General features: G+C 56.1%; 23 protein-coding genes. 10 read left to right on the top strand and 13 right to left on the bottom strand.

The annotated features are described in order from the left end of the window. Positions 1 to 219: 219 nt before the first annotated feature. Positions 220 to 411, top strand: a complete 192-nt coding sequence (locus ACR0B8_RS07105; RefSeq protein ID WP_170349091.1) for a hypothetical protein — start codon at positions 220 to 222, stop codon at positions 409 to 411. 4 nt (positions 412 to 415) lie between these two features. Here ACR0B8_RS07105 and dddP read toward each other — a convergent pair whose 3' ends face one another. Next, a complete protein-coding gene (dddP, locus tag ACR0B8_RS07100; protein WP_170349090.1) occupies positions 416 to 1,759 on the bottom strand; it encodes a dimethylsulfonioproprionate lyase DddP in 1,344 nt (447 codons plus the stop codon). 122 nt (positions 1,760 to 1,881) lie between these two features. Between dddP and ACR0B8_RS07095 the strand changes: the two genes are divergently transcribed. Beyond that, positions 1,882 to 2,622, top strand: a complete 741-nt coding sequence (locus tag ACR0B8_RS07095) for a heme-dependent oxidative N-demethylase family protein (protein WP_170359031.1) — start codon at positions 1,882 to 1,884, stop codon at positions 2,620 to 2,622. 36 nt (positions 2,623 to 2,658) lie between these two features. Here ACR0B8_RS07095 and ACR0B8_RS07090 read toward each other — a convergent pair whose 3' ends face one another. From ACR0B8_RS07090 to ACR0B8_RS07070, 5 genes are all read right to left on the bottom strand, one after another. Further along, on the bottom strand, positions 2,659 to 3,570 hold the full coding sequence (locus ACR0B8_RS07090) for a hypothetical protein (RefSeq protein ID WP_226688305.1): 912 nt from the start codon (positions 3,568 to 3,570) through the stop codon (positions 2,659 to 2,661). 199 nt (positions 3,571 to 3,769) lie between these two features. After that, positions 3,770 to 4,564 (bottom strand): lytic murein transglycosylase, encoded by a 795-nt coding sequence (locus tag ACR0B8_RS07085; protein ID WP_170396233.1) that lies wholly within the window; start codon positions 4,562 to 4,564, stop codon positions 3,770 to 3,772. A gap of 54 nt (positions 4,565 to 4,618) precedes the next feature. Next, positions 4,619 to 4,897, bottom strand: coding sequence for a hypothetical protein (locus tag ACR0B8_RS07080; protein ID WP_170349086.1), 279 nt, complete (start codon positions 4,895 to 4,897; stop codon positions 4,619 to 4,621). Between the two features lie 139 nt (positions 4,898 to 5,036). After that, positions 5,037 to 6,443, bottom strand: coding sequence for a type I glutamate--ammonia ligase (glnA, locus tag ACR0B8_RS07075; protein WP_170410281.1), 1,407 nt, complete (start codon positions 6,441 to 6,443; stop codon positions 5,037 to 5,039). Positions 6,444 to 6,470: 27 nt separating this feature from the next. Further along, positions 6,471 to 6,809, bottom strand: a complete 339-nt coding sequence (locus ACR0B8_RS07070; protein ID WP_058280621.1) for a P-II family nitrogen regulator — start codon at positions 6,807 to 6,809, stop codon at positions 6,471 to 6,473. A 169-nt stretch (positions 6,810 to 6,978) separates the two neighbouring features. On the opposite strand from ACR0B8_RS07070, the gene ACR0B8_RS07065 reads away from it, so the two are divergent. The 3 genes from ACR0B8_RS07065 to tig all read left to right on the top strand — a co-directional run bounded on the left by ACR0B8_RS07065 (position 6,979) and on the right by tig (position 11,523). After that, positions 6,979 to 8,580 carry an NAD(P)H-hydrate dehydratase gene (locus ACR0B8_RS07065; protein WP_226688306.1) on the top strand — a complete coding sequence of 534 codons (1,602 nt, stop codon included), beginning with the start codon at positions 6,979 to 6,981 and terminating at the stop codon, positions 8,578 to 8,580. 303 nt (positions 8,581 to 8,883) lie between these two features. Further along, entirely contained in the window at positions 8,884 to 10,008 is a 1,125-nt protein-coding gene (locus ACR0B8_RS07060) for a porin (protein WP_170359019.1), read from the top strand. Positions 10,009 to 10,191: 183 nt separating this feature from the next. Then, entirely contained in the window at positions 10,192 to 11,523 is a 1,332-nt protein-coding gene (gene tig / locus ACR0B8_RS07055) for a trigger factor (protein ID WP_170359017.1), read from the top strand. Between the two features lie 100 nt (positions 11,524 to 11,623). Here the strand turns inward: tig and ACR0B8_RS07050 are convergent, their stop codons facing one another. The 6 genes from ACR0B8_RS07050 to rpsF form a co-directional block, all read right to left on the bottom strand. Further along, complete coding sequence (locus tag ACR0B8_RS07050) at positions 11,624 to 12,472, bottom strand: acyl-homoserine-lactone synthase (protein ID WP_170349081.1); 849 nt, start codon at positions 12,470 to 12,472, stop codon at positions 11,624 to 11,626. Positions 12,473 to 12,568: 96 nt separating this feature from the next. Next, positions 12,569 to 13,270 (bottom strand): helix-turn-helix transcriptional regulator, encoded by a 702-nt coding sequence (locus ACR0B8_RS07045; RefSeq protein WP_170349080.1) that lies wholly within the window; start codon positions 13,268 to 13,270, stop codon positions 12,569 to 12,571. A gap of 239 nt (positions 13,271 to 13,509) precedes the next feature. Next, positions 13,510 to 13,950 (bottom strand): lytic transglycosylase domain-containing protein, encoded by a 441-nt coding sequence (locus ACR0B8_RS07040; protein WP_170349429.1) that lies wholly within the window; start codon positions 13,948 to 13,950, stop codon positions 13,510 to 13,512. Positions 13,951 to 14,140: 190 nt separating this feature from the next. Beyond that, on the bottom strand, positions 14,141 to 14,761 hold the full coding sequence (rplI, locus tag ACR0B8_RS07035; RefSeq protein WP_170349079.1) for a 50S ribosomal protein L9: 621 nt from the start codon (positions 14,759 to 14,761) through the stop codon (positions 14,141 to 14,143). Between the two features lie 12 nt (positions 14,762 to 14,773). Beyond that, positions 14,774 to 15,001 carry a 30S ribosomal protein S18 gene (rpsR, locus tag ACR0B8_RS07030; RefSeq protein WP_005982441.1) on the bottom strand — a complete coding sequence of 76 codons (228 nt, stop codon included), beginning with the start codon at positions 14,999 to 15,001 and terminating at the stop codon, positions 14,774 to 14,776. 27 nt (positions 15,002 to 15,028) lie between these two features. Then, positions 15,029 to 15,382, bottom strand: a complete 354-nt coding sequence (gene rpsF, locus ACR0B8_RS07025; RefSeq protein WP_170349078.1) for a 30S ribosomal protein S6 — start codon at positions 15,380 to 15,382, stop codon at positions 15,029 to 15,031. Positions 15,383 to 15,686: 304 nt separating this feature from the next. Here rpsF and ACR0B8_RS07020 point away from each other — a divergent pair, with 304 nt between their 5' ends. Further along, positions 15,687 to 16,196 (top strand): hypothetical protein, encoded by a 510-nt coding sequence (locus ACR0B8_RS07020; protein ID WP_226688309.1) that lies wholly within the window; start codon positions 15,687 to 15,689, stop codon positions 16,194 to 16,196. Between the two features lie 126 nt (positions 16,197 to 16,322). Further along, a complete protein-coding gene (locus tag ACR0B8_RS07015) occupies positions 16,323 to 16,895 on the top strand; it encodes a YceI family protein (RefSeq protein ID WP_170349076.1) in 573 nt (190 codons plus the stop codon). A gap of 55 nt (positions 16,896 to 16,950) precedes the next feature. Here ACR0B8_RS07015 and ACR0B8_RS07010 read toward each other — a convergent pair whose 3' ends face one another. After that, entirely contained in the window at positions 16,951 to 18,177 is a 1,227-nt protein-coding gene (locus tag ACR0B8_RS07010) for a cytochrome b/b6 domain-containing protein (protein ID WP_170359013.1), read from the bottom strand. Between the two features lie 170 nt (positions 18,178 to 18,347). Here ACR0B8_RS07010 and fabD point away from each other — a divergent pair, with 170 nt between their 5' ends. From fabD to ACR0B8_RS06995, 3 genes are all read left to right on the top strand, one after another. After that, positions 18,348 to 19,286, top strand: a complete 939-nt coding sequence (fabD, locus tag ACR0B8_RS07005) for an ACP S-malonyltransferase (protein WP_170349074.1) — start codon at positions 18,348 to 18,350, stop codon at positions 19,284 to 19,286. 40 nt (positions 19,287 to 19,326) lie between these two features. Continuing rightward, a complete protein-coding gene (gene fabG / locus ACR0B8_RS07000) occupies positions 19,327 to 20,064 on the top strand; it encodes a 3-oxoacyl-[acyl-carrier-protein] reductase (RefSeq protein ID WP_170359008.1) in 738 nt (245 codons plus the stop codon). 209 nt (positions 20,065 to 20,273) lie between these two features. Then, complete coding sequence (locus ACR0B8_RS06995; RefSeq protein WP_008756330.1) at positions 20,274 to 20,507, top strand: acyl carrier protein; 234 nt, start codon at positions 20,274 to 20,276, stop codon at positions 20,505 to 20,507. Positions 20,508 to 20,533: the final 26 nt, after the last annotated feature.

The raw sequence follows: 20,533 nt of genomic DNA, 5'->3' as shown, positions 1-20,533 counted from the left end.
TCGGGATGGCCCCAATAGTGTGTGCTTCGGTCTGGGCACTCAACCCCATTGTAAGAAGCGTCACGGGAAGGTGAGGGGAATACAGATATTTGGGTTGGATTCTTGGGAGAATTCTAGGTTCAATATTTGTGATGCTTGATCAATCAAATATTCGTTTTAATTATTTCTCTTTGATGTCCATCTTGCAGACGTCACACACAGTCAGCCAAGGAGGCTCAAATGGCACATACTGCATCCGCCCCGCGTGGCGTTGTTATTCGTCCCGATCTTTTGATCATCATTGCCCTGACCGGAATTCTGGGGTTCTCTGTGGGGCAAAATTGGCCACAGGCGGCACCGTCTACAACCGAAGCCGCCATCCCACACGAGGACTGGCATGGTAACGTCCGCCGCTCAACCTGGCCGGACTAATCCTTTATGTCAGACCCATAAGCTGAGGATCAAACGGGTATGTGCTGAGGTTTTCATACCCGTCCTCGGTGATTAGCACCTGATCTTCCAGCTTGATCGAAAAATCGCCCCCGACCTCGCCACAGGCGGCTTCGACACACAACACCATGCCGGGCTCAAGCGGATAGTCGTATGAGCCCGCAACCGCCTTGTCCGGATAGGCAACCAGAGGCCATTCATCACAAAGACCCACGCCATGCATCAGGCAGCCGTATTTTTGCGCCTGAAACTTGTCGTCCAGCTTGTGTGCATTGGCGGTCAGTTCCGGAATCATCACGCCGGGTTTCAACATCTCCATATTGGTCATGATGTGTTCATGGGCGTGCTGCATGGCATAAACCATGTCAGGGCGGGGTTTCTCATCCCCGATCCACCACGTGCGCGAAATATCGATGCAGATACCGTAAGATCCGATCAGATCGGTATCAAAGGCGATGATTTCGTTCTTTTGCGTGATGCGTGGGCCGCATTCCTGAAACCAAGGATTGGTGCGCTGCCCCGAGGCCAGCAGGCGGGTTTCGATCCATTCCCCACCGCGCCGGATGTTTTCGGCATGTAGTACGGCCCAGATGTCGTCCTCGGAGGTCTTGCCGTCACCCACATTGGCGCGCGCGAACTTCTCCATCTCGGCCACCGCGGTTTCACAGGCGTGATTGGCACAGCGCATGGCCAGGATCTCATCCGGGCCTTTTACGGCGCGGGTCTTTTCGGTGACCTCTTCACCCTCCATGATCTCGAACCCTTGCGCCTCAAGCGCGCGTAGGCCGTGCAACATGATCTTGTCGACGGCCAGACGTTTGTTGCCATCGCCATGTTCGTCGATCAGCAGCCGTACCTCGTTCGAGAACACGTCGGCCTGAACATCCACCTTGTCACCACGGTCAAAATAAAACAGGTCCGCTCCCGAGCGTTGTTCACGTACCAGAGGATTGAATTTCGACAGGAAGGGAGAGTTTTTATAGTCCCAGATCACCATGTAGCCATCGGCACACAGCAGCACGGCGCGGAACGGGTTATGGGTGTTCCACAACTGCATATTGGTGCTGTCCGTGGCATAACGGATGTTAAGCGGATCGAACATCAGCAGCCCACCATAGCCACGATCGACGATGGCCTTCGTCAGGCGCTTCCACCGGTATTCCCGCATCCGCGCCAGATCGGGCAGGGCAAGCCCGGCGGCTTCCCATTCGGCAAAGGCCAGCTGCGTCGGCCCGATCTCAATCCGATCATTCTCGTTCGGGGTGCCGTCGCCAAGCGTAGCGCCCTTTGCCGGGTCAATCTTGCGGGTGTCGCGATAGTGCTGGTTCATAGTGGGTCTCCCTGCCTGCGGTCGAGCGTGGAGAATCATTTCCCCAGCGTCTTGAAGGTTTGCGACCGGGCATCCGTCGCTTTTTGACCGACAATCCAGTAAACTGGTGTTAGGTCAAAGGCATGACGATCCTCCAGACCTCAATTCCTTATAATCCGCTTGCCCCACGTCCTTTGCCCGGCATCCAACCGGGCAGCATGGATGATTGGCTGCATTGTGATGATGTGTTTGCCGCGCAGATGCAGCGGCGCACGACGTTGTTGGCCGAAAGACGGGCAGAGGTTCTGGCGCTGGACCCAAGTGCCGAACCTGCGGCACAAGAGCTGTTGGACCTTGTCCTAAAGCACGCTTACCCTGGGTGTTTGGACCGGGTCATACGCCCGGACGGGCAGGGTGTTGAAATCGACCGCTCCAACCCCATGGATATGCTGTGTCGTCTGGTGCAGGAAGATTTCTGCATCCTTCAAAAGCACGGGGATGAACACGTTCTGACCGGTGCCATCCTGTGCTTTCCCGCCAGTTGGCGTTTGTCTGAAAAATTCATGCGCCCCTTGATCGACATTCATGGGCCCGTCGCCAGCTATGATGCCGATATCGCCCGCCGCGTGCAGCGCCTGTTTGATGGAATACAATCTGAACGTCCGCTTTGGCGCTTCAATGCCTTGTGGTACGAGGACGCGGAACTGCACCAACCCCGCAGTGCCAGCGCACCGCGTGATGTCCAAGAACCTGGGGACGCACAGTATCTGCGCAGCGAACGACAGACGCTATTGCGTCTGCCTGAAACGAAGGCCGTGGTCTTTTCAATCCATACTTATGTGCTTGAGGCAAAACACCTGCGCAAAGCGGAAAACCCCGCCTAAGTGGCGGGGCTTCCAAGGAGGGTCTTCGGTTTAGTGCTACATGCCAAACGCGTTTGCGACACCGGCAATTGCCCCGCTTGTGCTGAGAGCGGAGATTGCGACGGAGTAGGCAAGTACCTGAGTATTAAGGCGAAAATCTTCACCTTTGATCAGGTTCACTGCGGCCAGAGAGACCGCGATCGGAACTGACACGCTTGCCACGGCCCCGGTCAATCCCCAACTGGACAGTCGCAGGATATCGCTGGGCTTATCGTGGTCGAGGGGGGGCGTATCTTCGTCCCGATCAGTAGGCTGCTCGATAGGTTCTGTCCGGAAAGCGATGCTGAGCAACTGCTCATCCGACAGCTGGATCGGCCGGGCTGCTGGTTTCAGCGCCTCTTTTTGTGGCTCATCCAGGTCTTCTTCAGTAATGGCCAGCCCCGCGAACGGGCCTGTCACTGCCTCGAAAATCTGTTGTCTGTTGCGTGGTTTGGAAGGCGTCAGCGTGTTGAACGCGCTCATGAACTGTTCCACGGTCAGAACTGTGTTGGGCGACAGCCATTCGACGCGCTGCGTCGCGCAGATATCAACCATCCGATACAGGATGACCACCAACATAAGCTCTGAGATTTCACTGTCATCCAGCAGCGCTGATACCGGAGATATTGTAATTGCCAAACGGCTCTGCGGAAGGGTCACGATCGGCCGATGGGCGGTCTTTAACCCGGCGGCACGGTCCAACCGCTCAAAACGGTCTTCTGCTCCGGTCGCCTGAGTTTCCAAAGTCAGGCGCACCAGATACTGGCTGGAAACGATGCTGGCTTCGGTTGCGCTTAGCATGGTCTTACGCTCGACCAGATGGCCATAGTCTTCCAATGTCGTGGCGACGATGGCACCGAACCGCTCGATCGCGCCGTCGGTCTCACCGTCGAATTGAAGACCACCATGATAGCTGTGCTTCGTAGTCACTGCGCTGTCCCTTGTCGCATCCTGTCTTACCAAACAGGTTAACAAGCGATATGGGGCAGAATTTGGCAGAAATGGAAAAAAATCCAAAATTGGCAAGATTGATTACTCTATGGAAACCTAGACATTTTAGGGGCCAATTAATGTCTGTGGCAACAATGTGGCCGGATTGGGGTGTGCAGGCGCGGATTTGTGGCAGGTCTCAGCCGTCGATTCGGGTTGCCATAATCGCAATGGATTGCTGATAGACCGTGGCCGCGTTCCATTGCTGAATTACAGCGAAATTGGGCTGCCCCGGCTGATAGCCACGCCCCGGTTTCCACCCTTTTTGGCGTAGAAAATTGGCTGTTGAGGCCAGCGCGTCTGTCATATTGTAGAAATCGACCTGGCCGTCGCCGGTTGCATCGACCCCATAGGTCAACGCATTGCCCGGCAGGAATTGAGTGTGCCCCAATTCGCCATGTTTGGCCCCTTGAGTTGCCGTCGTAATACTGCCTTGATCGACCAGTTTTAACGCACCGATGGCATGAGGGATAAAGAAGTCAGAACGGCGACAATCGTAGGCCAGTGTTGTGATCGCAGAAACAACCTGACTGTCCCCCATGAAATTTCCGAAACCCGTTTCCATTCCGTGAATGGCGATAAGCACTCCGCTGGGGACGCCGTATTGGCGCTCCAGCGCGGCATAGAACTGTGGGTTGCGGGCCTTGCGCTTGCGTCCTTGTGACACGATCGCGTCGGCGCCGCGTACCCGCATGAATTTGTCCAACGAGTACTTAAAGCTTTTTTGATTGCGGTCCGCCGCGATTGTACGGGTGGCGTATTGGCTTTGCGCCAGCGCCTGCAATCCCTTCTTTTTGACGCCCGCGCGTTTAGCCTGTTTGGCAAAGTCCTTCTTCCAGACCTCAAACCCGCTGCTGGTATTGCCGCAAGGGGCGCTGGCCGCAATTGTGGGCAGAGCCAGCGTAAGGGTCAGTAAAATTGCAAATCGCTTCATGAAAAGAATCCCTAAATAAGCTAATTCCAACCGACCCCGCGATCCGAGTGGCACTTATAATGCACGCTGCAGATCCTCGGCCGTCAGGACGGGCTGAATTTCGATATTGGCGTTCAATGCGGCAAACAGGGGCTCGTTGATTTTCGGCATGCGGGCCTGATCGCTTTCCTCGAAAATGACAATGCCCATGCGTTTTCCGTGTTCCAGCGCAAAATAGGCGGCCTCGGCATTGACGTCTTTCACAAGCGCTTCGATGGCTTTTCCCAGCGATCCGTCCCGTTCTGCTTGATTGCCTTTTTCAACCGGTATTGTGAATTTCAACATCAACCGCATCGCGCCCTCCCAAAATCCTCTGATCAATACTTTGGGACGAGGCTCGGACGTTCGTGCGTGTCAGTCAAGATGTGTTATCCTGAACGGCAAAAGGGCGCCCGGTAGGACGCCCTTTTCTTTTCTTAAGTTCAACCGCCGCTTAGCAGCTGTAGTACATGCCGTACTCAACCGGGTGCGGAGTATGCTCGTAGGTTTCGACCTCTTCCATCTTCAGTGCGATGTAGCCGTCGATCTGGTCTTTGGTGAACACGTCGCCTTGCAGTAGGAAGTCGTGATCCGATGCCAGAGCTTCCAGAGCTTCACGCAGGCTGCCGCAAACGGTCGGGATGTCGGCCAGTTCTTCGGCAGGCAGATCGTACAGGTTCTTGTCCATGGCTTCGCCCGGATCGATCTTGTTCTTGATGCCGTCCAGACCGGCCATCAGCAGTGCGGCAAACGCCAAATAAGGGTTCGCAGCCGGATCGGGGAAGCGGGCCTCGACGCGCTTGGCTTTCGGGCTTTCGGTCCACGGAATACGGACGCAACCCGAACGGTTACGGGCCGAGTAGGCGCGCAGAACAGGAGCTTCGAAACCTGGGATCAGGCGCTTGTAGCTGTTGGTCGACGGGTTGGTGAAGGCGTTCAGGGTCTTGGCGTGCTTCAGAACACCACCGATGAACCACAGGGCTTCGTCCGACAGATCAGCATACTTGTCGCCAGCGAAGAGCGGCTTGCCGTCTTTCCAAATCGACATGTTGACGTGCATACCGGTGCCGTTATCGCCTGCGATCGGCTTCGGCATGAAGGTCGCCGATTTGCCGTAGGCGTGGGCAACGTTATGGATGATGTACTTGTATTTCTGCAGCTCGTCAGCCTGTTTAGTCAGGCTGTCGAAGATCAGACCCAGCTCGTGCTGGCACGAGGCAACCTCGTGGTGGTGCTTGTCGACCTTCATGCCCAGACGCTTCATGGTCGACAGCATTTCCGAACGCAGGTCCTGTGCTTCGTCAATCGGGTTGACCGGGAAGTAGCCCCCCTTGACGCCCGGACGATGGCCCATGTTGCCCATCTCGTACTCGGTGTCGGTGTTCCACGATGCGTCGGTTGCATCAACTTCGTAGGATACTTTGTTGATAGTGTTAGAGAAACGAACATCGTCGAACAGGAAGAACTCGGCTTCGGGGCCCATATAGGCCACGTCACCGATACCCGATGCCTTCAGGTATGCTTCGGCTTTCTGAGCGGTGCCGCGCGGGTCACGCTCATAAGCTTCGCCAGTGTCGGGCTCAACAACCGAGCAGTGTACGCAGATGGTTTTTTCAGCGTAGAACGGATCGACATACGCGCTTTCGGTGTCGACCATCAGCTTCATGTCCGATGCTTCGATTGATTTCCAGCCCGCAATGGACGAACCGTCGAACATAAAGCCTTCTTCCAGGAAATCCTCGTCAACCTGATCGGCCATCAGGGTCACGTGCTGCAACTTGCCGCGCGGGTCGGTAAAGCGAACATCGACGTATTCGGCGCCTTCGTCCTTGATCAGCTGAAGAACTGCGTCCTTGCTCATACTCTTATTCCTCTATTGGGTGTTCGATTACAGGGCTTCCGAACCGGTCTCGCCGGTACGGATGCGAATGGCTTGTTCAACGGGCGAGACAAAGATCTTGCCGTCGCCAATCTTGTCGGTTTTCGCGGCGGACACGATGGCCTCGATGGCGGCGTCAACCTGGTCATCGTCCAGAACGACCTCGATCTTCACCTTGGGCAGAAAGTCGACCACGTATTCAGCGCCGCGATAGAGCTCGGTGTGACCTTTCTGTCGACCGAACCCTTTGACTTCGATCACGCTGAGGCCCTGGACACCTACGTCCTGCAGCGCCTCTTTCACTTCGTCCAGTTTGAACGGTTTGATGATCGCTTCGATCTTCTTCATCCCGGGCTCCTATAACTCTTGTCAGAAAGGCACTGATCACGTCTAAGATCGGTCGGCAATCTGATTGCGAAAATGGCCGGGCCCTTGTGGTGAGAAATTAAGCGGTGGGTGAAATTTTGATCGATTTGCACAAAAAGTAATCAGAATTGAATCGTCAGGGGAATTTGAGATGACGGAATTGCTGACAGCCGCACAGATGCGGGCCATCGAACAAGCCGCGATTGAGTCTGGCGAGGTGACCGGGCTTGAGTTGATGGAACGGGCCGGGCGCGGCGTTGTCGAGGCTATTTTCGAAGAGTGGCCAGAGCTGTCGAAAACCTTGGGTCGAGCCGTGGTATTGTGCGGTCCGGGAAATAACGGTGGTGATGGGTTTGTCGTTGCGCGGTTGCTGAAAGAGTGGGGTTGGGAGGTCGAGGTTTTTCTATATGGAGATCCGCAGAAATTGCCGCCGGATGCTTGTCAAAACTATGAACGCTGGGCTGACATAGGAGGCGTCGAACCACTTGATGGACAGTTGGAGCCTTCGACGCTCAAGGCCAACGTGATTGTTGATGCCCTATTTGGCACAGGGCTTACCCGCCCCATATCGGATCTTGGTCTCCTTATGCTTGACCTGCATGACAGTCAGGGGCTTGGTGCAGCTATGGAGGTGGCGCAAAGACCCGACTGGTGTCCGCTGATTGTGTCAGTTGACCTGCCAAGTGGTTTGTGCAGCGACAGTGGTCGTGCTTTGAGCACGCCGGATTTCGTAGGACTACCAGCCAAATTAGAGGCAATGTCTTGCGCTAGCGATCTTACTGTCACCTTTCACAGTAAAAAGCTGGGTCACACGCTGGCTGATGGGCCTGAATTGTGCGGACGTGTTGTCGTTAAGGGGATCGGGCTAAAAGTGTCCAAGAAGGATGAGTGTGTATCTGAGGTGCATGCCGGTTCTGGTCGGAGAGGAGGTAAAGAGAGTACATCGCACAAATACTCCCACGGCCACGCTCTGATCCTTTCGGGTGGCGCAGGTAAAACCGGTGCCGCTCGATTGGCGGCGCGCGGGGCTTTGCGGATTGGGGCAGGGCTTGTGACGTTGGCGGTGCCTCCGGCGGCTCAGATGGAGGTCGCTGCGCAGGTCACAGCCATCATGTTGCAGAGGATCGAGGGGGCGGATGGCCTGACACAAGTGCTGCAGGACGAGCGGCTCAACGCATTGTGCCTTGGCCCCGGGGTGGGGCTGGAGCGTGCGCGGGAAATGGTGCCAGCGGCTCTGAACGCCAAGCGCGCGACTGTACTGGATGCGGATGCATTGACGGTTTTTGCGGATGACCCGGCAGCCTTGTTCACGCAATTGCATGAAAACTGCGTTTTGACACCACATGGTGGTGAGTTTACGCGGTTGTTTCCGGATATTGCCGAAAAGCTGTCGGCGCCCGCAACCAAAGGCCCGGCCTATTCCAAGGTGGATGCAACACGCGAGGCCGCCAAGCGGGCAGGGTGCGTGATCTTGTTCAAAGGGCCGGACACGGTGATCGCGGCGCCGAACGGACAGTGTTCGGTCAATGCAGCAGTCTACGACCGTGCGGCCCCTTGGTTGGCTACGGCCGGGTCCGGCGATGTTCTGGCTGGTTTTATCACCGGGCTGCTCGCGCGTGGGTTTGCCCCGATGCAGGCCGCTGAAACAGCGGCTTGGTTGCATGTGGAATGCGCGCGTGCGTTTGGCCCGGGGCTTATCGCTGAAGACTTGCCCGAGTTGCTTCCTGAAGTTTTCAAACAACTTAATATATGATTATTAGGCGAGATTTGGCCGATCCACCCGATCTTCGGCAGCATTTGGCCGACGGGTTTGCGGTGTCATCAAATCGAGTGTTTGCCAGACGCATAGCCGGGCGTCAGAATTCTCTTGGAGGGGGTCTCCGGCTGCGGTCTTCCTGCAGATAATGCGTTGATTAAAATAGGAATTACTTCTGACTTTCCTGCTCTGAGTGGCGGACATGCAATACTTTGAAAGTATCGCAAGAGGCCTCTGGAGCCATGGCGACATGCGCGCGATTGATGAGCAACGAAAGCCGGAATTTTCAAGGTGAATGAAATGACCCAGAAACTAAAACTGTTCTCTATAGCTGCGATGTTGGTTGCGACAACGGCAATTCCCGCGGCAGCGGAACTGAAATACAACAACAACAGTGGCGGTTACGTTCTGTTGTACGGACAGCTCGATCCGGTGATCGTCTCGGTCGATGACGGCGAGGAAACGGAAACGCGCTTGCTGGACAATGACCTGTCCAACAGCCGCGTCGGCCTGCGGCTGATGCAGCCCTATGGCAGCAATGAATTCATGTTCCGTTTTGAAACCGGACTGGGTCTGCCGAGTACGGGAACGGCCAACCAGAATGGAACCAACAATGACGGATGGTCACGGGAAGACATCCGACATGTCGATTTCTCGTTAAAAGGGGGATACGGCAAGTTCTCGGCCGGGCAGGGGAGCATGGCGTCGGACGGTGCGGCCGAGGTTGACCTGTCTTATGTTGGAACGGCTTTGTATTCCTTTACGAACGACGAAAACGGTGCGTTTTTCTATCGCGGCACGGACGGTGTACTAAGCGGTATCACCGTCGGTGACTCGGCCAGTAACTTTGATGGCGCTCGCCGTGGCCGGATCCGTTACGACACCCCCGACTTCAACGGTTTCTCAGCGGCAATTGCCTATGGTCAAAACATTCTGTCCAGCAGCGACGATGATGACTACTACGACATCGCGGTTTCTTACGGCAATACTTTCGCAAATGGCGTGGAGTTTGCCGCAAGCGTGGCCTATGCGGTGCGGGATTTCGACAATAGCTCGGGTGAACGCAAAGACACGATCGGGTCCGCTTCGGTTTTGCTGCCCAGCGGTTTCAGCTTTACGGCGGCTTTGGGTACGCGTGACGACACTGCCACCGGTGCCAGCGACCCGGACTATTGGTACACCAAACTGGCCTATGAAGGGGACTGGGTGTCCTGGGGGAAAACCGGTGTCGGAATCGACTATTTCGATGGTTCGGATTTCGAAAACGACGGGTCCAGCACAAAATCTTGGGGTGTCGCTGTCGTTCAGCGGATCGACAGCATCAACACTGATGCGTACTTGAAATATCGCAACCATGACTTCGACGATACGGTCGACTTTGACAAGAACGAAGCCTGGGTTCTGGGGGCGCTCTGGAAGTTCTGATCCCGACCTTCTTGGGAATAGGCGCCCCGGGGCAGTCCGGGGCGTTTTTTTGTTCAAATCGACGGCAAAACAAGGCTGATCCGGGCTTTGCCCCCTTGCACGCGGGCGGCTTGGCAAATAGAAGGCGTCAAATTTGCCCGGCGCGCCGTTTTGCGCGCCCCGAATCCTATGGGGACTACCATAATGCAGGTTACCGAGACGCTGAACGAAGGTCTGAAACGCGGCTACAACATCGTTGTGACCGCAGCCGAGCTGGACGACAAGGTTAACGAAAAACTGACCGAAGCACAGCCTGAAGTCGAGATGAAGGGCTTCCGCAAAGGCAAGGTGCCGATGGCCCTGCTGAAAAAGCAGTTTGGTCAGCGCCTGCTGGGCGAAGCGATGCAGGAAAGCATCGATGGTGCCATGAACAAGCACTTTGAAGACAGCGGTGAACGCCCTGCACTGCAGCCCGACGTCAAGATGACCAACGAAGATTGGAAAGAAGGCGACGACGTTCACGTCGAGATGTCTTATGAGGCGCTGCCGGAAATCCCCGAAGTTGATCTGAAATCGGTCGAGCTGGAAAAGCTGATTGTCAAAGCAGACGATGAGGCCGTCGAAGAAGCGCTGAAAAGCCTGGCAGAAACCGCGCAGGACTTCAAAGCGCGCCGCAAGGGGTCCAAAGCCAAAGACGGTGATCAGGTTGTGATCGACTTTGTTGGCAAAGTGGACGGCGAAGAATTCGAAGGTGGTTCGGCCGAAGACTACCCGCTGGTTCTGGGCTCGAACAGCTTCATCCCCGGCTTTGAAGAGCAGCTGGTCGGTGTGAAGGCCGAAGAAGAAAAAGACGTGAACGTCAGCTTCCCAGAAGAATACGGCGCCGAAAACCTGGCCGGTAAGGACGCTGTTTTCACCTGCACGGTGAAAGAAGTGAAAGAGCCGGTTGCTGCCGAGATTAACGACGAGCTGGCCACCAAGTTCGGTGCCGAAGATCTGGCTGGTCTGAAAGCTCAGATCGCTGAGCGTCTGGAGGCAGAGTATTCCGGTGCGTCGCGTGCGGTCATGAAGCGCGCGCTGTTGGACGCGCTGGACAAGATCGTTTCCTTCGACCTGCCGCCGTCGTTGGTTGAAGCCGAAGCCAAGCAGATCGCTCACCAGCTGTGGCACGAGGAGAACCCGGAAGTGGAAGGCCACGACCACGCCGAGATCGAGCCCACCGACGAGCACAACAAACTGGCCGAGCGCCGCGTGCGTCTGGGCCTGCTGCTGGCCGAGCTGGGTCAGAAGGCCGAGGTTGAAGTCACCGATGCCGAGATGACGCAGGCGATCATGAACCAGGCGCGTCAGTACCCAGGTCAGGAACGTCAGTTCTTTGAGTTCGTGCAGCAGAACGCTCAGATGCAGCAGCAGCTGCGCGCGCCGATCTTCGAAGACAAAGTCATCGACTACATCGTTGAACTAGCTCAGGTTGCCGACAAAGAAGTCAGCAAAGACGACCTGCAGAAAGCCGTAGAGGCACTGGAAGAGGAGTAATCCTCTTCCGCCCCCTGGCCACGGGGCACAAAAAAAGGCGGAGCCGTCTGACAATCAGACGGCTCCGGTGGGTGGCTTTTGATCTTATGAGGTGAGGGGGTCAGGCCTCATGAGCAAAAGCACGGGGGGTACTCAGCAGAGCAGTCTTTTGCTCTGGCGTGAAACGATCTGACAGCGCTTCGATCAGTTTAAGCACGTCTTTGACTTCGTCTTTCGATTTTGCTGAATGCATCTGTTCGACGAAGTATTTCTCAAGCTCGGTCAGCGGTTGGTGATCGACATTAGCGGGTTTTTCGGCCTTGCCGAGCGCGAACAGACTCAGCGCCTGTTCTTCGGTCAGGAAGACGTCATGTTCGATTCCCGCATAGTCCCGAATGCCCGAAATTCGTTCATCCGAGCAATCCATCAACGCCGCCATCGCAACCACTTTGCCCATTGGTTTTGCACTACCGAGGTAATCATACGGGGCATTGCCCGACCGTTGCAGAACACGGTTCATAATTGGGTCAATCACAGCGATCGAGTCCAGTACGCCTGCGGTTTTGGCGTATTCGAACGAGCCGATCATGACCTCACTGGTCACATAGGACACTGAATTTTTGCCGCGCCCTTGGCCCAGTCGTTTGGTGTCGACACAGAACCGGGTCGCTTCCCAGACCTGTGAACTGCGCAAGGGCGGTTCACCGTCCAGAATAGAATTGAAGACATCCGCAAGCATGTGTGGACCTGTGGTCTGCAACAGGCGCATACACCCAACGACTTCCCCCTCGTCGTTGATGCTGACCACGTGTGCAGGATTCAGGTCGTCGAACATATCGCGTTCACGGCCGTCTACTATGTTGACCTCCCAGCCCAAACGATCGCCGAACACGCGGGCTCGTAGTTTGAACATTTCGTCCAGGACATCACTAAACATATGCTGGTTGATACCATCAATTACGATGATCATTTCCATCCCCCTACAGTCTGGTTACCGTGACTCGAGAGTTAACCATGTCGCGGGCGGAAACTATTGGGGGTTTCCCGTATTTTTTCGATTTTTTGCTTATCCTGGGGCGATTAAGCCCAAACCTATCGCCCGGCCAATGGCCTGAGGCGTGGTTAACGCGCCCAGTTTTTCGCGGCCAGAGCGCATGTGAACCTCGACGGTTCGGTGGGAAATCGACAAAATATCACCAATATCTTGCTGCGATTTACCCTCAGCGACCCATTGAAGGATCTCTTTTTCGCGTGTCGAAAGGGCGGGCAGGTACAATGCTTTGGCCAGAACCCCGGACTGCATAACCGTATCATGCGCATGCACAGCGGCCATTTGCAGGTCGCCCATAACTTCTCTTTTGAGCGACTCCCATTCAGCATCTGAACAATCGCGGGTCACGCTTAGTATTCCGCATTCGCCGTAAGGGCCGCGGACAGGAACGGTTAAACCACGCGGGGTAATGCCGAAGTCATGTGCATCGCGGAAAACGGCATTAAATTTTTCGTCGTGATTGAAACGGCCCCAATCGACCGGTGCAATGCTGAGAACCGACTGGTAAATTGTTGGATCAAAATGGTGGTATCCATGGCTGCCGTAATGGATTTTCCATTCGTCAGGGTAATTCGCATACCCCTGAACGTCACCTTTCACAGGATTTAAAGTGGCATAAGACGCATAGTCAAAGCCGAGTTCCTCGCAGACCGAGTTGATTATGTCTGCGGTCGACTTTTCCTGTTGGTCGAGCGCGGCCAAGTCTATGAGTTTCACCTGTCCAACCTTTTACATAGCGCTTTCCACCCCCCGAAAGCGCACAGTCTGTCCGTATTCAAGCCTACGTTGCGTCAACCGAGGTATTAAGCGCAAGGGAATTGTTAATATCGCACAGGCATAATGCGTACTTAGAGCAACAGAACTGTGTGAATCTGGGGTATTTGGGTGGAATTCCGCCGATTCTGACGCGAATTGGCATCGGATGTTTACGTTCTTTGTACAAGTTGAGCGGGAATTCATTCGGGTACAAGCCCAGTTTCAACCAGCATTCCGCGGGCTTTGGCTTCGGGCCAATACCCTTTAGCGTACAGGAAGATTGCCCTTTGCTGATCGCCATCCGAAAGCAACCAGGCGCCGCGCAGATACTTTCCGGCAAATTCCAGATTGGCATCGGCGTCCAGCAGCCCCTGTGCATTTCCGCTGTAGCCCATAGAGCGTGCCGTCGCAGGAAGGATTTGCAACAGTCCATAATAAGGCCGGTTCACAGCCCACGGGCGATGAGTGCTTTCCCGGATCGCCAGCTTGTGCACAAGCTCGCGGGGGACTTCGTAGTGATCCGCCCACTTATTGATCGAGGCCCGTAACTCAGGCGTTTCGTTGGGGTAGAGAGGGGGATCGAATGCGTCTTGCGACACCGTCTCCGGCCCTCCGCAAGCAGCGAAGGGGATCATCAGCATCATGGCCAGAGCGCTGCGGCGCAGGTAAGCGGTCATCTGTGTACTCCAAATTTCAGGGCGCGATGATAGGAAACGAGTGCCCATCTGCAAGCGTAGGCTTGAGATGTGGCCGAAATTTGCCCGTTTTGCGTGTGCATGAAAAAAGGCCGCACAAATCGGTGCGGCCTTTTCGAAATTCGATTGAACCAGATCAGGCTTTGGCTTCGTCTTCTTCAGCCGGAGCTTCTTCGGCAACCAGCTCTTCATCTTCCGAAGCAGCGGAACCGATATCGTCGAACAGTTCGGCGATTTCGAATTCAGCAGCGGCTTCTTCTTCAGCAGCCAGTTCCTGGATCGATTTGCCCGACGCCTGCAGTTCGGCTTCTTCTTCCGAACGGGCGACGTTCATCTTGATTTCAACTTCGACCTCAGGATGCAGTTTGACTGCGAGCGAGTGCAGACCCAGTTCCTTGATCGGTGCGATCAGGGCAATCTGTTTCTTGTCGACGGTGAAACCAGCCTCGGTTGCTGCGTCTGCGGCGTCACGCGGGGTGACCGAACCGTACAGAGCGCCGGCATCCGATGCCGAGCGAATCACGATGAACTGCTGACCATCCAGCTTTTCAGCCAGTGCTTCAGCTTCTTTTTTGGTTTCCAGGTTGCGGGCCTCAAGCTGCGCTTTCTGGGCTTCGAACGAGGCGACGTTTGCCTCGGACGCGCTCAGCGCTTTGCCTTGAGGCAGCAGGAAGTTGCGGGCGTAGCCGGGCTTGACGTCAACGACGTCGCCCATCTGACCCAGTTTCGCAACGCGTTCCAGAAGGATAACTTGCATGTCAGTCTCTCCTTACTTCACGGCGTAGGGCAGCAGGGCGAGGAAGCGGGCGCGCTTGATAGCACGGGCCAGTTCACGCTGCTTTTTCGCCGAAACGGCGGTGATGCGGGAAGGTACGATCTTGCCACGCTCAGAGATGTAGCGCTGCAGCAGACGGGTGTCTTTATAGTCGATCTTCGGCGCGTTGTCGCCCGAGAACGGGCAGACCTTGCGGCGGCGGAAAAATGGTTTTGCGGCCATGGTTTATGTCCTTTCGTCAGGCGTTGATCAACGGCGCTCGCGGCGGCCTTCGCGCTCGTCGCGCTTCTGCATCTGGACCGAAGGGCCCTCGGCATGCTCGTCGACCTTGATGGTCAGAACGCGCATAACATCATCATGCAGGCGCATCAGGCGCTCCATTTCCTGAACGGCGCCAGCGGGGGCGTCAGTCTTCAGGAACGAATAGTGACCCTTGCGGTTTTTGTTGATTTTGTAGGCCATTGTCTTAACGCCCCAGTACTCGCTTTCGACGACGTTACCGCCGTTGTCCGCCAGAACGGTGCCGAAATGTTCGACAAGGCTTTCTGCCTGCGCGTTGGACAGGTCCTGACGCGCGATCATTACATGCTCATACAGCGGCATGTGTACTCCTGTTTCTATCAAGGCGCATTTCATAGGCGAGGCCATTTTTCCTTCGCGACCCTGCCACGAGAGGCTGCGCGATTCATAAGATTTGCGAAGGATGGCCTCATATACACGTTTGAGCGCGAGGGGCAAGCCCCGCCACAGACGCCTTGGCGGTGTCGTGCTATTAACATCCAATTAACATTGCGCTGCCCAATTCCTGACGCTTTTCGGCTCAAAGTTGTTTTTCATACCGGGGACTATCCGGAACTACCGGACCCAGAACGGCAACCTGAAAAACAGGGTGAGAGAGATGACCGCGATGAATACGAATGCATTCGAAGAGTCCGCAACCTCAGCGAACTATGAGAAATCTGTACCAGTTCTGATCACCTTTGCACCGAACTGGAAGGTTCGGATGGTACTGGCCCGCGTCCTGGGCGCCTTTCTGATCGTGATGGCGTTTTCCATGTGGTTGGTGGCCGGTTCCGCAATGGCCGCCGAAGTCTGGCCAATCAAGCTGGCTGCGTCACTTATGTTTCTGCTGGTCGGGGTTAGCCTGCTGACGATTCAGCTGCTGGATGCCCGCCCGGATGCTTATTTCGATCCGATCCGCCGCGAGGTTCGGGTTCTGCAAAAGAACGAAAACGGCCGCCCGCAGACCGTTCTGCGCCGCAGCTATGACACCTTGGGTGGTGCTCGCTTTGCCGACGATCAGGTCGAATTGTACGATGTCGATGGCAGCCTGCTGATGAAACTGCCGCTGCAATCGGCGGATGTCAGCCGAGCGCTCAAGGGGCAACTCAGTGGAAGCGTAACAATCTTCGCGTGAAATTTATTCTGTTCATCTAGGAACAGAAACTGTTAGAGAATAATACTTGTGTGCTGCCCTTGGGCAGCACATTTTTGTTATCGAGCAACCCATTCGGGTTGCATCCATAATTTTTCGGAGATTGTTATGAAATCCACCCTTCTTGCTGCTGCACTGGCCGTTTCGGCAACTTCGGCGTTTGCCAGCGCCGAGAAATACGTTTTGGACCCCAGCCACAGCCAGGTCGTCTTCAGCTATAACCACCTGGGTTATTCCACCACGACCGGCATGTTCTCGGGCTTCGAAGGCGAGATCATGTTTGACCAAGAAGACCCTGCGGCATCCAGCGTTTCTGTTTCGATGCCCGTGATTGAAATGATCACCGGTTGGAAGCCACGCGAAGATCACTTCATGACCGAAGATTTCTTTGGCGCCGCCGAAGGTGACCTGGTCACCTTTACTTCGACTGGTATCGAAGTCACCGGTGAAAACACGGCCAACATCACCGGCGATCTGACCATGAACGGCGTGACCAAGTCGGTCGTTCTGGATGCCAAGTTGAACCAGGTGTCCGAACACCCAATGGCGAAAAAGCCGTGGGCGGGTTTTGACGCGACCACCACGCTGGTACGTAGCGATTTCGATCTAGGACAGTTTGCGCCTTTTGTCGGTGACGAAGTCGAAGTCCGGATCTCGGTCGAAGCAGTTAAGGCTGAATAAGTCGCTCGCGATCTTCTGAACAAAACCGCCGAGGCACGTCGCCTCGGCGGTTTTTTTATTCGGCTCGTTGCGCGACCAGTTCCACAGAAACTGCAACCACAAAGGCCAGCGAGTCCTCGCCGGGCATGGATTTGCCAACATCAAAATCCAGCCGGTTCAATTCCAACACCCCGGACATCGCGGCGGTGTTGTCCTGAAGATCAAGTGTGAAAGGCAGCACCACATCCATAGTTTTGTCGCGGATGGTCAGCGGACCGCGGGCCTCGTACCCGGTGTCGGTCTTGTAGAGGTCGGCCTTGAACTGGGCGGTCGGGAATTGGGTGCTGTCAAAGAAATCGGCCCCCATGGCCTGATCCGTAACCGTTCCAAGGCTCAGCGAAGGGATCGCGATTGTGACGTCAACTGTACCGGCTAGGCCCGGCTCAGATGGGTCTTCAAAGGCAATTGCTGCGGTCCAATCGGCGAATGTGCCGGTCACCGGGCTGCCCAGTTGGGTAATGGTAATGGACAGTGTGCCTTCTTGCACCTGCCAGTCCGATTGCACTTCAGACAGTTCTGCGGTGTCGGTTGCGGCGGCGGAGTGATCCGAGAATACGCCCGTGGACCAACCACCCAACAGGACCGCACCCCAAATAGCCAACGCAGCAACAGCGGGTAGGGCAGAGTGATGTTGGTCTGGGGGCTGAGGCACGTCTGAACGGCCGGGCAGCATACGGCGTAGAGTGCTGTCCTTGTCGACCACGTGGTGCTTTAGGGCACCTGCAATGTGCAGGATCAGTGATCCCGCCAGAACCAGAATGAACAGCCAGTGCAGGCCCGCCGTAACCTCGGCGACATAGGGTGACTTGGGTACGAAGGGCAGATTTTGCCCAAAGGGCCACAGGATCGGGGCGAAACCTTCCGCTGCGGCATGGTGCAGCCAGCCAGTCAGGGGAACCAGAACCAGCGAGGCATAGAGCATCCAGTGTACGACCTCGGCGGCGAAGGCTTCGGGTTTGTTGTCTGCGTTCAACAGGCCGGGCTTGGTCTGGGTCATCGCCCATAAGATGCGGGCCAGCGCGACAAAAAAGACGGTGACCCCGACTGTTTTATGGAGCGAGAACAACTGAACCGCCCGAACAAGGTCCTCTTCGGTGGTGGGGATGGACGGATCATAGATTGCGTGGGCCAGATTGTTGGCGAACCATCCCAGCGGCAGGGCGGTAAAGATCAGCAAGGCGGTCAACCAGTGAAAGGTCTTGGCCACACTGCCATAGCTGGAAAAGGTGTTGGTCGAGGGCATTGGTTGCTCCGTACTGGGGTGGCTGCGTTCAACCTAAAGCCATGGGATCAGGACGCAATAGCGAGCCACGCACAGCAAAAGTGCCAGATTGCAGAGGTCAGGCAGTGCTTGTGCCGCGCCCGCGCACGGTTTACACCCCGCCGCAACCTAACGTCATCCAAGAGGTCGCAATGACACGCGCATTCGTTTTTCCGGGGCAGGGTGCCCAAACTATCGGGATGGGCAAGGCTCTGGCCGAGGCTTATCCGGCTGCTCAGGCTGTGTTCGACGAGGTCGACGAGGCGCTGGGTGAAAAGCTGAGTAGCCTGATCTGGGAAGGTGATATAGCGGATCTGACGCTAACGCAGAACGCGCAGCCTGCGCTTATGGCGACGTCAATGGCGGTGATGCGCGCGCTGGATGCCGAAGGTGTTTCGGTTACTGACGCAGCATTTGTAGCCGGTCACTCGCTGGGTGAGTATTCCGCGCTGGCCGCTGCTGGAGCTTTGTCGGTTGCCGATACTGCCCGCCTGCTGCGCACCCGTGGTCAGGCCATGCAAAGCGCCGTGCCGGTAGGCGAAGGCGCAATGGCTGCCATTTTGGGCTTGGATTTGGACGCCGTCCGCGTCGTGGCCGAGGAAGCCGCGCAGGGCGAAGTCTGTCAGGCCGCAAATGACAATGATCCGACACAAGTCGTGGTTTCAGGCTCCAAAGCCGCCGTAGAGCGTGCTGCCGAGATCGCTAAGGAAAAAGGTGCCAAGCGCGCAGTGATGTTGCCGGTTAGCGCGCCGTTCCATTGCGCTCTGATGCAGCCTGCCGCAGACGTAATGGCAGAGGCGCTGTCAGAGGTTGAAATCAAGGCACCTGCTGTGCCGCTGGTGGCCAATGTGCGGGCCGAGGCGGTCTCGGATCCTAGCCTGATCCGTCAATTGCTGGTCGAGCAGATCACGGGTTCGGTTCGGTGGCGTGAAAGCGTGCAATACATGGCGGCGCAAGGCGTGACCGAGACATGGGAGATTGGCGCAGGTAAAGCGCTGTCAGGTATGGTCCGCAAGATTGATCGGGCCATTGCGGGCAAGGCCGTCAGTACGCCGGAAGACGTGCAAAAGGTCATTCAGGCTGAATCGTAAGTTGAAAACGTCGCAACGGACGCACCAAGAGGGAAACCGAATGTTTGATTTGACAGGTAAGAACGCGCTGATCACCGGCGCTTCGGGTGGTATCGGGGGCGATATCGCACGCGCACTGCATGGCGCGGGTGCCACTGTGGGGTTGTCTGGTACGCGGGTCGAACCGCTGCAAGCACTGGCGGATGAGCTGGGTGAGCGCGCGCATGTATTGCCTTGCAACCTGAGCGACCCCGAAGCAGTTGCAGCGCTGCCGAAGCAAGCCGCCGACGCGATGGGATCCGTGGACGTTCTGGTGAATAACGCGGGCATCACGCGGGACAATCTGTTTATGCGGATGTCGGATGACGAATGGCAAAGCGTGATTGACGTGAACCTGACTGCCACAGCAAAGCTGTGCAAAGGCGTATTGCGCGGCATGATGAAGGCGCGTTGGGGTCGGATCATCAACATCTCGTCCGTGGTCGGCGCGACCGGCAATCCGGGTCAGGTCAATTATGCCGCGTCCAAGGCCGGTATGGTCGGTATGACCAAGTCGCTGGCCTATGAGGTCGCAAGCCGCGGAATCACGGCAAACGCAGTGGCCCCGGGATTCATCACAACTGCGATGACGGATAAGCTGACCGACGATCAGAAATCGGGAATTCTGGGTCAGGTTCCAGCTGGTCGTATGGGCGAGCCGTCAGAAATTGCTGCGGCAGTTCTGTACCTTGCAAGCCCTGAAGCGGGATATATCACAGGAACGACCTTGCATGTGAACGGTGGTATGGCCATGTTGTGAGCGCACACCGGGGCAGGCGCGAAAGCGTTTGCGTCGGGCGTTGTCTGTGCTATAGGCGGCGCATGTATGCGGGGGTCGGCCAGTGGGTCGGCCTTCTACTTTCCCGGCAATCGGGAAACCAAACCGCCCGGACCGGGCAAAATCAAGCCAGCCTGAGCGGGCAAGGGCAGAACCGGGCGCTACGCCCTGAAATGGAATGAGGAATAGACATGAGCGACGTCGCAGATCGCGTTAAAAAGATCGTTGTTGAGCACCTGGGTGTTGAAGAAGACAAAGTGGCAGAAAACGCTTCCTTCATCGACGATCTGGGCGCAGACAGCCTGGACACTGTTGAGCTGGTCATGGCCTTTGAAGAAGAGTTCGGCATCGAAATCCCCGATGACGCAGCCGAGACCATCCAGACCTTTGGCGACGCCGTCAAATTCATCTCTGAAGCGTCCTAAGCGTTTCAAATCCTTAAAAGCGGCGC

It is taken from the genome of Ruegeria sp. BH6 (assembly GCF_056538105.1).
This window is presented reverse-complemented; position numbering and strand designations above follow the sequence as displayed.